The organism is Variovorax sp. 20P10.2.4 (genome assembly GCF_058244205.1).
The window spans coordinates 14,689-28,205 of the sequence record NZ_JBZAYE010000026.1 but is presented as its reverse complement, the minus strand read 5'-3'; the positions used below and the strand labels follow the sequence as shown (position 1 = coordinate 28,205).

The following is a 13,517-nucleotide window of genomic DNA, read 5'->3' as shown; positions in this document are numbered from 1 at the left end:
CTCCTTGGCCGACAGCGCCGCCGCGTAGAGCGTGCCCGCCTGCTGGGCCGGCGTGCTCTTGGCGAACTCGCCGGCCGAGGCCGCGTCGACCCATTGCCGCAGCACGTCGACGCCGGGGCGCGTCAGCACGCGCGCGCGCGAGGAGACCATCGCATGGTCCATCAGCAGCACCGGCGGCGGCACCGTGTCCATGCGGAACTGGAAGCGGCCCTGCATGTCGGAGATGCGCTCGGTCGTCAGCGGATGGCTGCGCAGATAGGGGAAGGAGCCGTTGTCGTTGAGCCGCGAGGCGTACTGCAGCTTCTCGAACATCGTGGCCGCGCCCTGCGGTGCGAAGCCGGCCTGCGTCATCACGCCGAAGCCCACGCGGTCGGCCTCGCGCTCCATGTCGCGCGAGAAGTTCAGCTGGTTCTGCATGAATGCCGCCTGGCTGCCCAGGACCATCGCCTGGCCCGCGTCGCCGCCGCTGCGGCTCTTGCCCGCGGCGATCATGCCGAGGATCAGGCCCGCGAGCATCAACGGGAACTGCTTGTTCTGCTTGTCCATCATGCGGGCGATGTGCCGCTGCGTGACGTGCGACAGCTCGTGCCCGAGCACGGTCGCCAGCTCGTCGCGGCTGCCCACCGCCGCCACCAGCCCGAGGTTGAGCCCGAGGTAGCCGCCCGGCAACGCGAAGGCGTTGATGTTGCGGTCGCGTCCCAGCATCACCACCCAGGCATAACGCTCGTCGAGTTCGGGCGTGAGTTCGCCGCGCACCCGCGCCGCCGCCAGCAGGCGCTGCCAGATCTCCTGCACGTAGTCGGCGATCACCGGGTCGTCGATGTAATCGGTGTCGCGGTAGAGCTCGCGCGCGATCTGGTCGCCCAGGTGGCGCTCGGCGGTCGCCGTCATCTCGCCGCCGTCCCCGAGCCCCGGCAGCAATTGCGCGCGCGCCAGCGGCGGCATCAGCACCTGGGACGCTATTAAAACGCTAGCGCAAACCGTCCGCAGGGCGGGGACGAAGGGTCGTTTCTTGCGAGGGGGTGGGGTCCAGCGTGGCATGGCTTGTCCAGAACTCGGGCTCGTATGATGCACCTCCCTCTTGAACGTTCACCATGAGCTCACTCACCCATTTCGACGCCCAGGGCCAGGCCCACATGGTCGACGTCGCCGCCAAGCCCGCCACCCATCGCGTGGCCGTGGCCACCGGCCGCATCGAGATGCGGCCCGAGACCCTGGCGCTGATCGCCTCGGGCAGCGCGAAGAAGGGCGACGTGCTCGGCATCGCGCGCATCGCCGGCATCCAGGCCGCCAAGAAGACCAGCGACCTGATCCCGCTGTGCCATCCGCTGGCCATCACCCGGGTGGCGGTCGACCTCGCGCTCTCCGAGGCCGGCGACGCGACGCCGCATGTGCGATGTACCGCCACGGTCGAGACCGTCGGGCCGACCGGCGTCGAGATGGAGGCGCTGACCGCTGTGCAGATCGCGCTCCTGACCGTGTACGACATGTGCAAGGCGGTGGACCGCGGAATGACGGTCACCGGGGTGCATGTGGTGGAGAAGCATGGCGGGAAGTCGGGGAGCTGGACGGCTCCTGCAGCCTAGGGAGCTGGTGCCCCGTCACTCGGGTTGTGCCTGAGCCAGTGAGCGTAAGCGCCCGGATATGCCACCCTGAAACGTTCGGCGATCAGGCGCGCTTCGTCCTCGCGGCCCGAAAGTTCGGCGCTCTCGATCAACTTCACGATCACACGCGGCTCCGGCGAGAAATGCAGCGTCCGCTCGGCGAGCGCGTGCATCCGCGCCGCGTTCTCGTGCGTGACCGGCGTCAGCGTCAATTCGGCGAAATCGACCTGGCGCGCGAACAACCAGGAATCCCGGACCTTGGCGAGCGTGTCGTCCTGCCAGGGCGGCAGGCGCTCGTCGCGCGGGAGGTAGATCTGGCTGATGCGGGTGTAGTCCCAGGCGGCGTGGACGACGAACGAGAGCAGGGCGATGCTTGCCAGGGCCGAGAGCTTTGGGCCGTCGGGGAACCATGCCTTTGTCTTCTTCGATGGCGGCGACGCTCGATCGCCGCTGGCGCGCGCAGGCCACAGTATGCCCAGGCACAAGCCGAAGACCAGCTGGAAGGGGCCGTACCACAGCGGGTACTCGAGCAGGCTGTGCACGAGGATCACGCCCACCAGCCCCCAGGCCATGAGCCGGTTCGGGTCGCGCTCGCGCCAGGGGCGGGCGGAGATCACCAGCCAGAGGAAACCGCCGCAAATCAGCACGGCGGCGGGGATGCCGAGTTCTACTGCGAGGTGCAGGGGGAGGTTATGGGCGTTGTCCAGGAGCACCGGGAAACGCGGGCCCGGGTAGACGGCCATGAAGTGGGCGTAGCTGAGTTCGCCCCAGCCCCAGCCGGTGAAGGGGCGTTCGGCGATCAGGGAGAGGACGTTGTGCCAGAGGATGAGGCGGCTTTCGTTGCCTAGGGCGGTGGGTTGGAGGCGTTGGACCAGGGCGCCGGCTGAGGCGACGGCCTTGTGGCTGGTGCCGATGGCTGCGAGCTGGGGTAGCAGCCAATTCAGGGCGAAGTAGAGGGGGAGCATGGCCAGCAGCGCCAGGGGTGGGGGCAGGCGGCGGGCCGGAGTTAGGGCGCGGCGCTCCTTCCAGGCCACCGCCCCTGCCGCGACCGCGATCAGCGCGAGTTGCAGCACGCCGGTGCGAGAGCCTGACGCAGCGGTGGCGGCAATCAGCAGCACGACGGCTGCGATGAGGCTGATTCGCATACGGCGGGAGTCCCACGTCGCATGCAACCAAAGGGCGGCGACCAGCGCCAGGCTGATCAACGTGGCGAACTGATTGGGCTGGCGCAGCGTGCCCCAGGCACGGCCGGAGGTGGGAGAGGTGATCCAGGGGAGCAGGGTTTTGGCAAGGTTGCTGTACTGGAGCAGACCGACAACCGCGTTGGCGACGCCGACCGCCAGGATTCCCCAGGCCAATGCAGCCGGAATGGATACGGCCTTGCCCTCCCGGCTCGCCCCGGCGAGGGCCGACAAAGCGATGCCAGCCAGCGCCGCGCAGGCCATGGATCGCAGGTCCGCGAAGCCTTGGAACGAGATCGCGATTGCCACGGCGCAGCAACCCAGCCAGACGACCAGACGTCGATCGATGACGTCACCGCGCGCCGACAGCAGCAGCAGGGCGGCGCACAGCCCGGCAGCGAGCAGTTGCCAGGCATTGGCGGACGGGCCCGCCACCAGCGGGCAGAGAAATGGAAGCGCGACGAGTCCCGCGCAGCCGATGCGGGAGGCGTTTCCGAGTAGAGGGGTTCGCTTGAGGACCGAGGACATCCAAAGCGATTGTTGCTCGGCGGCACGACGGGCGGACCATGGCCTCAGGCAATGAAATCCAAACTATTTACAAACAAAGTATGCACAACCCTTGATCGACACCTGCTGTTGCTGACGAATGGTCGGCCGCTCTGGATCAGTGGTTTTGCAATAAAACACAATTGGAGACATTCTGTGACCATTGTCAGGTGCACGCACATTCGTCACCCAACCCGGTCCATCCCCGAGAGGTGCCCTTGAAGTTTTCCATTTTTCCGCCCCGTCGCATCGCGCCCGTGGCCCGCGCACCGGGCTTCACCCTCATCGAGATGATGATCGTCGTGGCCCTCATTGCCATCCTGGCAGCGATCGCCTTGCCCTCGTACAACGACTACATCCGCCGTGGCCAGCAGCCGGAAGCGTTCAACGCACTCTCCGACTTCCGCGCCAAGATGGAGCAGTACTACCAGGACAACCGAAAGTACGGCTCAGGCACCACTTGCGCCAACGACGCGACGGCGTCCAGCTGGAACGAATTCAAGGCCACGAACCGATTCAGTTACGCCTGCACGATCACGGACGGGGCGCAGCAGGCCTATTCCATCAGTGCAACGGGTACGAGCGGCCAAGTGAAGAACGATGTCTATTCCATCGATCAGAACGGCAATCGCTCGACATCGAAATTCAAAGGCGCCACCGTTTCCGCCAACTGCTGGCTGACACGGTCCAGCGCTTGCTGAGTCTCCCGATGCGACACATGCACCGCGTCCGCGGCTTCACGCTGATCGAGCTGGTCGTCACCATGGCGGTGCTGGCCGTCGGGTTGCTCGTCGCCTTGCCCAGCATTGGCGTATGGCTCGACAACACCCGTATCCGGAGCGCGGCGGACGGCTTGCAGGCGGGTCTCCAGGCAGCGCGGATGGAGGCCGTCCGCCGCAATCAAAGCGTGTCGTTCTACCTCGTATCGCTGACCAATGGCAGCACGATGGACAACAGTTGCGCGCTGTCATCCACGAGCGGCTCATGGGTGATCAACACCACTTCGCCGGCAGGCAAGTGCGGGAACGCCTCCATCCTCGGGTCGCGCGCGATCGGCTCCTCGAGTAGCGGCGTCAAGATCTCGGCGGGCAGTTCTTCCAATACGAGCGACAAGACAGTTGTAGGTACCGCTGCCACCACGACGACCTTCGATGGCCTCGGACGCCTGGACACCACATCCTCGCCGCTGAATCGCGTGCGGATCACCGGCCCCAAGACCGACACCACCTACCTCGACCTCATGGTCATCGTCGAGACGGGGGGCGGGGTCCGCATCTGCGACCCGCGGTCCTCCATTCAGACCAACGATCCCCGCAAATGTTGAAGGATCTCGTCGCCATGCGCGCCTCGTCCCGCATCCGTCCCCTCCGGCCACATGTCCCATCGCGGGGAAGAAGCCATCGCGGCATCGTCCTGATAGAGGTGTTGGTCGCGCTGCTGATCTTCATGTTCGGCATCCTGGGATTCATCGGCCTGCAGACTGCATTGGTCCGGGCCGAGAGCGAGGCCAACACGCGTGCGAACGCGGCGTACCTGGCCAGCGAACTGATCGGTCGCATGTGGGCCGACATCAGCAACCTCAGCAGCTATGCCGGAACCGATTCATGCAGCGCCACCTCCTGCACCGAATGGCGCGACAAGCTCGCCCTGCTTCTTCCGGGAGCGACCGCCGCCATCACGGTGGGAACGGGTACCAATGCCGGGAATGTCTCGGTGCGGATCCAGTGGGCACTGCCCGGCGGAAGCACCCACACCTACGAAACGCAGAGCAACGTCTCCGCGAAGGCGGCCAGCTGATGACACGCCCCCATCACGTCCCCGCGCGGTCGTTCGCGCCGCCCGCACTTGTTTCTCGGTCGCGCATGCATGGACTCACGCTCGTCGAGCTCATGGTCGGCCTGCTGCTGGGACTGCTGACCGTGCTCGTCATCACGCAGATCCTCGCAACGAGCGAGAGCCGCAAGCGCACCATCGCGAGCGGGAACGATGCACAGATCAATGGTGCATTGGCGGCCTACACGCTGCAACGCGATATCGCCATGGCGGGCTATGGCCTGGCGATCAAGCCGGATGCGATGGGCTGTCCGCTTCAGGGCACATTCAAGCTCAATGCCGGCGCCACGGCCGAAACCTTCGCCTCCACCCTGGCGCCCGTCGAAATCACCGACGGGGCCAGTGGCGCTCCCGACACGGTGACGATCCTTCAAAGCCGGACGGCCGGCTTCTCGGTACCCGTGACGGTGACCGCGCAATCCTCTGACTACTTCACCGTGCAGTCGTCACTGGGCGTGAAGGCGGGCGACCTGATGGTCGCTATTCCGGATCCATGGGGAGTCTCTGCGCCCTGCCGCCTGTTCTCGGTCACCGATGACGGCGCCGGCACGTCGAGCAACACGGGGCTGTGGGCGCTGCGCGTGCCGCATGTCGAAGGTGCGCTTCCCAGCTGGAACAACAACTCCGCGCTCTCCGCCATCACGGCCAGCTACCTGCTCAATCTTGGTGGCCTGGGCTACAGCTCCTATTCGATCAGCAGCAATCTCGCACTGCAGATCACGACACGTACGGCAACTGCCGCGGGATCCACCTCCGAGCTCTTTCCCAACATCGTGAATCTACAAGCGCTGTACGGAAAAGACACGAACAACGACGGTGTGGTCGACACCTATGACAGCAGCACACCCACGACCAGTGCCGGCTGGCAGCAGGTCCTGGCGATCCGCATCGCGGTGGTGGCCCGCAGTACCCAGTACGAGCCGATCAAGAAAGCCGATGAAACCGACGCCGTGACCCAGGCCGATCCTCTCTGGGACCTCGGCGCCAGCGCAACCGTCACGGGCGCGGCGGATTGCCACGGCGGCAGCAAGTGCCTGTCGATCAAGGTCAGCCACGTACCGGATTGGAAGCACTACCGCTACCGGGTCTACGACACCATCATTCCACTGCGCAACGTGCTGTGGAACTCCGCCAGCTGAACATGCACCGCTTCATAGCACTTCGCCGCCAAAAGGGCGCGGCACTGATCTTCGCCCTGATCGCATTGGTGATCCTGGGACTGGCGACGCTCTCGCTGGTACGGTCAGTCGACACGGGAGCCTTGTTGCTCGGTAACCTGAGCTTCAAGCAGGACGCCACCGCGGCGGGCGACCAGGCTGCGCGCAAGGCCTTCGTGTGGCTCAAGGGCCAGGCCGACCTGACGGCGGATGTTCCCAACAGCGGCTACTACGCCACCTCGCGCGATACGGACAGCACGGCACCGCTTGACGTCACGGGCCGGCAATATGCGAGCAACACCTCGCGCCAATTGATCGATTGGTACGCCGATGGCACCTGCGCCTATGCGGGCACCAACGGCAGCTGCACGCTGAAGGCCGTCGATGCCGGCACGACGCCCAACGGCAACAACCAGCTCTCGTACACCATCTTCCGTCTCTGCAGTTTGACCGGGGCCGTATCGACGGCCGTCACCGGCACCAACAACTGCGCAACAGCCACCAGTGCCGCAAGCAGCGGTCACGAAGCAGGCGAGAGATCGATTTCCCAGCCCGCCGCCGGCGCCTTCTACCGCATCGTGGTGCAGGTGCGTGGCTCCCGCAACTCGGTGAGCTACATCGAAACCATCGTTCAACTCTAGGGCGAAAGCTCTCGCACCGGGAGTCGCAACCATGCCAAATCAATTCTCGTCCACGTTCCGGAACCCTCTTCGTGCTAGCGGCAGGAAGATCGGCCTCATCGCTGCCGCGGCATTGACGATGCTGGGCGCAGTGGGTTTCACCGTTCGCAGCGATGCCACGGAGATTTCCGATGTACCGCTGATCACCAGTCCCAACGCACACGCCAAGCCGAACCTGATGTTCGTGCTTGACGACTCGGGCAGTATGGCTCGCGAGTACATGCCCGACGAGATGAGCGACACGAGCACCTTCGGATTCAGAAGCGCGCAGTGCAACGGCGTTGCCTACGATCCGAGCATCACCTACAAGCCGCCGCTCGATGCGGCCGGGGCGGAGATGGTGAACAGCTCCTTCACGGCGGCGAAGCAGGACGGCTTCAGCTCGTCGAGCAGCACCACGAATCTCAATGGGGTGGCGGCAAGCAGAACCCTGACCACGACCGCGAACATCACCCCGGGCACTGGAAGCAAGACCTTCATCTTCAGCGGCACCTCCTACAAAAGCGACCTGGGAATCGATGTCGGGAGTCTGGTGTCCGTAACGTCGTCGGGCGCCACCATGATCGGGACGATTACCACGCTGACCACCACGGGTTCTGGCACCTTCACGTACACGATGGTGCTCAACGTGACCCAGTCCACCGGCACGGCTGCCACGAAGGATTGGACGCTCAGTCGCCTCACGGGGAGTGTGTACTACAAGTACAAGGGAACGAGGGCCAAGATGGCTTGGCGGTACACCAGCGCTGACGTGGTCCAGGACACGTTCTACAACGAGTGCAACTACAAGACCGGCAGCTCTTCGGGCACCGCGCTGTTCGACACCTTCACCGTCATCAGCACATCGAGCGAAGCTCAGAACTACGCGAACTGGTACTCGTATTACCGCACCCGGACCCTGCTGATGCGCACGGCCGTGGGCCGCGCTTTCGCGGCATTGGACGACGGCTACCGCCTCGGCTTCTCGACCATCAACAGCAGCACCACGGTGACGACGTCCGATGGCTTCCAACCCGTTGGCGACTTCACCGGCGATCAGAAGACGACGCTCTATACCAAGCTGTATGCCGCAGCGGCAGCGGGCGGTACGCCTCTGCGCGGCGCGCTTTCCAAGATCGGCCGGTACTACGGACGTCGCCTCTCCGGCCAGACCGAAGCCAACGACCCGGTCCAATACGCCTGCCAACGCAATTTCGTGCTGCTCTCCACCGATGGTTACTGGAACAAGGGCGGCTCTCCAGGCGCGACGGAAGGCAACAGCTACACCGCCCTCGATCTGGATGGCAACAACGTGGGCAATCAGGACAGCACGGAGGCAAGGCCCCTGTTCGATGGCACAACGACGACCACTACCTACAGCCGAACGGCCTATCAGGTCGGCACCAGAGGGGCCAACAACTGCAACAACAATAACAGCCCCTACAGGGTGCGGGCCACGGACCAGACATCCGCCGACAACATCACATGGACGCCCGAGGCCGCAGCGCCGTCGAACAACAGCGGCACCTGTCGAGCTGGCACCTATGTACTTCCTGGAACGTCTCCACAACTCACGGCTGCTTCGAGCGCGGGACCAGGGACTGTCTACTCCACCGTGACTTCGACTACCAATTCCACCGGGGGATCTTCGAACTCCCTGGCTGACGTGGCCGCGTACTACTACAAGACAGACCTGCGCTCAACCAACTGCACTTCGACGAGCTCGGGAATCTCGCAAAACGTCTGCAGCGACATCGTTCCGACATCTGGCCGCGATACGGCGAGACATCAGCACATGACCACGTTCACCATCGGCCTGGGCGTGAGCGGTACGTTGACCTACGACCGCAACTACCTCACGCAGACCTCGGGGTCCTATGTCGACTTGACGAATGGCACGACCAACTGGCCCGTCCCCGAGACCGCCAACATCTCGGGCAACTCCGGCGACGCCCGCAACATCGACGATCTCTGGCATGCCGCAGTGAACGGTCGTGGCCAGTACTACTCGGCGCTCAATGCAACGCAGCTTGCGGAAGCCATCAGCGGAGTGGTGAGCGCCATCCAGGAAGTGACGGGTTCCTCCGCCGCCGCAACGACCAGCACGCTTGAACTCGTGGCGGGCGACAACAATCAGGTCTATAGCGCGAGCTACACGACCGGAACCTGGACGGGGGACCTGAAGGCCTATTCGCTGGACGGCACGAACGCCACGATCAGTGCCAACCCCACATGGTCGGCGCAGACCAAACTGACCGGCACGACGTACACCGCGCGCACCATCTACTACCGCCGCTCAAGTACCAGTGCGCTGGGCGCGTTCACCTCCGCCAATCTCACCGCCGATGGATTAGGCGATCACTTCAACCTGTGCGGAAACGCAAGCCACACAGGGGTGACTCAGTGTCAGACCTTGAGCGATGCTGACAAAGCTTTGGCCAACAGTTCAACAAGCCTGGTCAACTTTCTCCGTGGCGACCGCAGCAATGAAAGAGCGAACACTGCGATCGGCAGCACTGCAGCGCTGTATCGCGTTCGCGCAGGGGTGCTGGGCGACATCATCAACGGCGCCCCAAGATATGTGAGCAAACCGGATTTCGGCTATTCAGATGCGGGCTACACCGACTTTGTGCGGAACAACAGGAATCGCAAGCCCATGATCTATGTGGCAGCCAATGATGGCATGCTGCATGCGATCTCCGCCGACACGACAGATGGCGGCGCCGAGTTGTGGGCCTACGTGCCCACGACCGTTGTGCCCAATCTCTACCGCCTGGCCGATTCGAACTATGCGAACAAGCACAACTACATGGTCGACGGTGCCCCGGTGGTCGGCGACATCTATGTGGGCAACGCCTGGAAGACGATTCTCGTCGGTGGCATGGGCAAGGGCGGGCGCGGCTACTACGCGCTCGACATCACGGACCCGCAGAATCCGCGATCGCTGTGGGAGTTCACCGACGACAACCTGGGACTGACTTTCGGCAATCCCGTCATCACCAAGCGCGCGGATGGCACATGGGTCGTGGCGTTCGCGTCGGGCTACAACAACGTCAGCCCTGGCGACGGGGTGGGTCGGCTCTTCGTGCTCAACGCCAACACCGGCGCGAGAGCTCGCGCGGACATCAGCACGGGCGTGGGCAGTACCTCCGCGCCGAGCGGACTGTCGAAGATCAACGGATGGATCGACCAAGAATCGGACAATACATCCAGGCGCTTCTATGGCGGCGATGAACTGGGCAATCTCTGGCGCTTCGACATCGATGGCGCGACGCAGCCTTACAACTCCGCGATGCTGCTGGCCCAGTTCCTGATCAATAGCACGACACCGCAACCCATTACCACGCGCCCTCGCTTGACGCAGGTGAACGGCAAGCCGGTCATCGTCGTCGGGACCGGGCGCTACATGAGCACGGGCGACATCACCAACACGACTCAGCAGAGCATCTATGCCATCAAGGATTCGCTCGCGAGCACGGGCCTCGGCGACGTGCGGGCCGGTACGACGCTGGTGCAGCAAACCCTCACCGTATCGAACAATGAAGCCGCGATCACTAGCAACCCGGTCAACTGGACGACGCAGAACGGCTGGAAGGTAGATCTGCCTCAGTCAGGTGAGCGCGTCTTCGTCGATATCGCGCTCCAAGGCAGCGTTCTCGCGATTTCCACAGCGATCCCTACCGGTGATGCATGCAGCTCCGGTGGTAGCTCGTGGAACTACCTGTTGAACACGGCCAGTGGCGCCGCGCTGGAGAACAAGGCCGGAGCACTTGTTAGCGCCAATTCCGTGATCGTGGGGCAGAGTTTCGTGAAGCTGGCAGATGGAACGCTACGGCTTTTGCGGCAGCTCAGTGATGGCACGACTTCGCTGGTGAGGACGCCGTCGAGCACGAGTTCAAGCATCACGCCGCAGCGGACTTCGTGGCGTGAACTCACGCAATAATCCCTCAGACCGCTGGACGCAATTCTACTCACCCATTTTTTAGTTTTGAAACTTGAAAAGTTCCAATTCGCACTCTTCACCCTCTGAATCGGATGCGAATTTAGCCTCGATTTATTGAAAATTTCAATCCGATAAAACGAAACTAAATATTCAACTTGTTGAAAACAAAAGCAGGCAAATTTCGAATCACGAGCATGATCCATCGCCATTTTCCTGGAACGTAAATCGTGCTGCGCCCAGAATGGATGCCTTCCACGACTTTTTTTGCAACTTTTTCGACCGAAGCGAGCCGCGCGCCTCGACTTTTTAGATCTGCAGTCATGGGCGTATCCGTTGGACCCGGCTTGATAAGAACCACAATCACACCCTTTGCGGCAAGACGGTGCTGTAGCCCCTCGGCATATCGGGCGACGAGCCCTTTGGCCGCGCCATAGATGTAATTGGTTTTTCGACCACGATCACCCGCAACCGATCCGATGATCGCAATCGTCCCGTGGCCGACTTCCTCCATCGATGTTGCGAAGGCTTCCGCAAAAAGCACGGAAGAGATGCCGTTGATACCCAAAGCTTCATTCACCAGCTGAAGGTTATGTTGGCAAGCCTTCTGATCCGGCAGGGAGCCGTGAGCAATGAGAACGATATCGGGAACGGATTCGGTGACCAACGCGTGAACCGTATCAAAAATAGCGTCGGGGGTCGAAAAATTCGCTTTAACCGATCGAATTCGGGATGTGGGACTTCTGACGCGCAAATCTGCCGCTACCCGTTCAACGCGCTGCAAATCTCGGCCCACCAGTATCAGATCTACGCTCTCCGTCGCGACCCAATTTCTTGCGCAATGCTCGGCGATGGAGGACGTCGCGCCGATAATGACTATTTTTCTGAACATTGAATTCAATATCCCATCAGGCGCCGAGACATCGCAGAGCTGATTCCTGGATCCCGGTAACTCAAAAAATCCGGCAAACGCGAATAGCCTGCCTCGAACAAAGAGCGTGACATGCGAGCATCCTTTGCACAATAGATTCGCCCACCCGCTTCACGTACTATCGAATCGAGGCGATCGAAAAGAGATAGAGTCCGGGCACCGCGGTTGGGAAAGTCTAAGGCCAGTGTCGCACCGCAAGCAGGAAAACTCAGCATTCCAGGGGCAATTCGATCGCCAAACGTCTTTAGAACGGCCAAAAAAGAACCCTCTCCGAATTTGATAATTTCATTCAACATGGCCTTGATTGCCTCACCCTGCAAAGCCCGAGGCACGATGCTCTGGTATTGGTAGAAACCTCGAGGTCCGTAAATTTTATTCCACCCCCCGATATTATCCAGGGGATAAAAAAAACTCTCATAGTGCGCGACAGTTTGAACCGGCTTTATTCGCCTCAAGTGGAAATAGGCTGCATTAAAGGAGCGCAGTGTTACCCCATTGACGAGAGAGACTGGTGGAGTAAAAGGCATGGATATCTTTTTCTTTGATACCGTCACGCGATTTTTTTCTTGCCCATGATTCGCCCGCATGAATAGTCCTCGGCCATTTTTTGATCCGGCGCAGTCAATCCACGAAACCGTGTGCTCCCACGCTTTTTCAGAGGAATCCGCCAGGGTAAAAAATTCATCCAAGCTTTCATAGGAAAGGGTCTCCACATCCATCCAAGGGCCGCTCACGTGGCGAAGTTGAATTTCGACCTCTAGCACAAGACCAGTCAAACCCATGCCCCCCACGGTCGCAGCGAACCAATCTTGACGTTCAAACGGTCCACATTCGATGATCTCACCATCAGTGCGAATCAATTTCAGCCATCTAATATGATTTCCGAAAGTGCCCTGCACGTGGTGGTTTTTTCCATGGACATCATTTGCGATTGCCCCCCCTACTGTGACCAGCTGCGTTCCGGGAGTGACAGGCAGCATCCAGCCGCGGGGGGTGGCCAGCTGTTGGATATCGCGCAGCAACACTCCAGCTTCGCAGCGTAATCGACCTGTTTTTTCGTCGAAATGTACTAAATGATCGAGGCTTTCAGTGCTCCACAACAGGCCGCCAGCATTAAGGCAGACGTCGCCATAGCTTCGCCCCGCGCCATACGCGATCCCTGGGTGGTGCCGAGTGAGCACGGACGCAGCATCGCTGGGCGAGCGGATAGTCACAACTTCATGCAAATCACGAGAAAGTCGTCCCCAAGACGAGACGCGCCTCATGGGTTCTCCTTTCTAAACACATAGTGCTTGTCGAGGTAATATTTTGCGGCATAACCAATTGACAACCCAATGACGCCTCCAAGGTAGCGCATTTCACGGGAAGCAAAAAAAACATGGAAGCCAAACTCAAACCCCCAGAAAATAGCAGTTGTCAACAAACCCATTGAAACATAGAGAATGAGGACTTTGACACCATGTTTCGTGCTATGCGTTTGAAATCGGAATATGTATTTTTTGTCCAAAAAGTACTTCACTAACAATCCCACGGCAGTACCAAAAAATATGGAGACTTGGATACTGAAGGGCCCGTCGTATTTCAGAATTGCAACCTCTTGCGATGCGATGTTCGCAACAGTCGCCACCAGTGCAAAGAACATGTAAGCAACTACCAAATTCATTTT

The 13,517-nt window shown here is 61.3% G+C and carries 12 protein-coding genes; 7 read left to right on the top strand and 5 right to left on the bottom strand.

Translation table 11 applies throughout. From position 1 onward, the window contains the following. Window positions 1–1,041, bottom strand: a 1,041-nt coding sequence (locus AC27VN_RS04615) for a M48 family metalloprotease (RefSeq protein WP_490875792.1), incomplete at its 3' end; no start/stop codon positions are given. 53 nt (window positions 1,042–1,094) lie between these two features. Between AC27VN_RS04615 and moaC the strand changes: the two genes are divergently transcribed. Further along, on the top strand, window positions 1,095–1,586 hold the full coding sequence (gene moaC / locus AC27VN_RS04610) for a cyclic pyranopterin monophosphate synthase MoaC (RefSeq protein WP_490875791.1): 492 nt from the start codon (window positions 1,095–1,097) through the stop codon (window positions 1,584–1,586). Here the strand turns inward: moaC and AC27VN_RS04605 are convergent. Next, on the bottom strand, window positions 1,583–3,313 hold the full coding sequence (locus AC27VN_RS04605; protein ID WP_490875790.1) for a PglL family O-oligosaccharyltransferase: 1,731 nt from the start codon (window positions 3,311–3,313) through the stop codon (window positions 1,583–1,585). The two genes, moaC and AC27VN_RS04605, sit on opposite strands and share 4 nt — an antisense overlap. Before the next feature lie 236 nt (window positions 3,314–3,549). Here AC27VN_RS04605 and AC27VN_RS04600 point away from each other — a divergent pair, with 236 nt between their 5' ends. The 6 genes from AC27VN_RS04600 to AC27VN_RS04575 are packed head-to-tail and all read left to right on the top strand — an operon-like array spanning window position 3,550 to window position 10,923. Next, on the top strand, window positions 3,550–4,032 hold the full coding sequence (locus AC27VN_RS04600) for a type IV pilin protein (RefSeq protein WP_296774883.1): 483 nt from the start codon (window positions 3,550–3,552) through the stop codon (window positions 4,030–4,032). Between the two features lie 17 nt (window positions 4,033–4,049). After that, window positions 4,050–4,655, top strand: a complete 606-nt coding sequence (locus AC27VN_RS04595) for a pilus assembly FimT family protein (protein WP_296774880.1) — start codon at window positions 4,050–4,052, stop codon at window positions 4,653–4,655. Then, entirely contained in the window at window positions 4,649–5,128 is a 480-nt protein-coding gene (gene pilV, locus AC27VN_RS04590; protein WP_296774877.1) for a type IV pilus modification protein PilV, read from the top strand. The genes AC27VN_RS04595 and pilV overlap by 7 nt, the downstream gene beginning before the upstream one ends. Next, on the top strand, window positions 5,128–6,303 hold the full coding sequence (locus tag AC27VN_RS04585) for a PilW family protein (RefSeq protein ID WP_490875789.1): 1,176 nt from the start codon (window positions 5,128–5,130) through the stop codon (window positions 6,301–6,303). Before pilV ends, AC27VN_RS04585 begins: the two co-directional genes overlap by 1 nt. Next, the gene (locus tag AC27VN_RS04580; RefSeq protein ID WP_490875788.1) at window positions 6,285–6,962 is read left to right on the top strand and encodes a pilus assembly PilX family protein; all 678 of its coding nucleotides are present in this window, start codon (window positions 6,285–6,287) and stop codon (window positions 6,960–6,962) included. The genes AC27VN_RS04585 and AC27VN_RS04580 overlap by 19 nt, the downstream gene beginning before the upstream one ends. Window positions 6,963–6,993: 31 nt before the next feature. Then, the gene (locus AC27VN_RS04575) at window positions 6,994–10,923 is read left to right on the top strand and encodes a pilus assembly protein (RefSeq protein ID WP_490875787.1); all 3,930 of its coding nucleotides are present in this window, start codon (window positions 6,994–6,996) and stop codon (window positions 10,921–10,923) included. Window positions 10,924–11,065: 142 nt separating this feature from the next. Here the strand turns inward: AC27VN_RS04575 and AC27VN_RS04570 are convergent, their stop codons facing one another. Genes AC27VN_RS04570 through AC27VN_RS04560 form a run of 3 tightly spaced genes read right to left on the bottom strand, consistent with a single transcriptional unit; the run spans window position 11,066 to window position 13,514 of the window. Then, window positions 11,066–11,812 carry an SDR family NAD(P)-dependent oxidoreductase gene (locus tag AC27VN_RS04570; RefSeq protein WP_296774864.1) on the bottom strand — a complete coding sequence of 249 codons (747 nt, stop codon included), beginning with the start codon at window positions 11,810–11,812 and terminating at the stop codon, window positions 11,066–11,068. 5 nt (window positions 11,813–11,817) lie between these two features. Continuing rightward, entirely contained in the window at window positions 11,818–13,116 is a 1,299-nt protein-coding gene (locus AC27VN_RS04565; protein WP_490875786.1) for an FAD-binding oxidoreductase, read from the bottom strand. Next, window positions 13,113–13,514, bottom strand: a complete 402-nt coding sequence (locus AC27VN_RS04560) for a GtrA family protein (protein WP_296774859.1) — start codon at window positions 13,512–13,514, stop codon at window positions 13,113–13,115. Before AC27VN_RS04560 ends, AC27VN_RS04565 begins: the two co-directional genes overlap by 4 nt. Window positions 13,515–13,517: the final 3 nt, after the last annotated feature.

Bases quoted from the DNA above. Each gene is read 5' to 3' on its own strand.
- moaC (WP_490875791.1), top strand. From the start codon at position 1,095: ATGAGCTCACTCACCCATTTCGACGCCCAGGGCCAGGCCCACATGGTC.
- AC27VN_RS04605 (WP_490875790.1), bottom strand. From the start codon at position 3,313: ATGTCCTCGGTCCTCAAGCGAACCCCTCTACTCGGAAACGCCTCCCGC.
- AC27VN_RS04595 (WP_296774880.1), top strand. From the start codon at position 4,050: ATGCACCGCGTCCGCGGCTTCACGCTGATCGAGCTGGTCGTCACCATG.
- pilV (WP_296774877.1), top strand. From the start codon at position 4,649: ATGTTGAAGGATCTCGTCGCCATGCGCGCCTCGTCCCGCATCCGTCCC.
- AC27VN_RS04585 (WP_490875789.1), top strand. From the start codon at position 5,128: ATGACACGCCCCCATCACGTCCCCGCGCGGTCGTTCGCGCCGCCCGCA.
- AC27VN_RS04575 (WP_490875787.1), top strand. From the start codon at position 6,994: ATGCCAAATCAATTCTCGTCCACGTTCCGGAACCCTCTTCGTGCTAGC.
- AC27VN_RS04570 (WP_296774864.1), bottom strand. From the start codon at position 11,812: ATGTTCAGAAAAATAGTCATTATCGGCGCGACGTCCTCCATCGCCGAG.
- AC27VN_RS04565 (WP_490875786.1), bottom strand. From the start codon at position 13,116: ATGAGGCGCGTCTCGTCTTGGGGACGACTTTCTCGTGATTTGCATGAA.
- AC27VN_RS04560 (WP_296774859.1), bottom strand. From the start codon at position 13,514: ATGAATTTGGTAGTTGCTTACATGTTCTTTGCACTGGTGGCGACTGTT.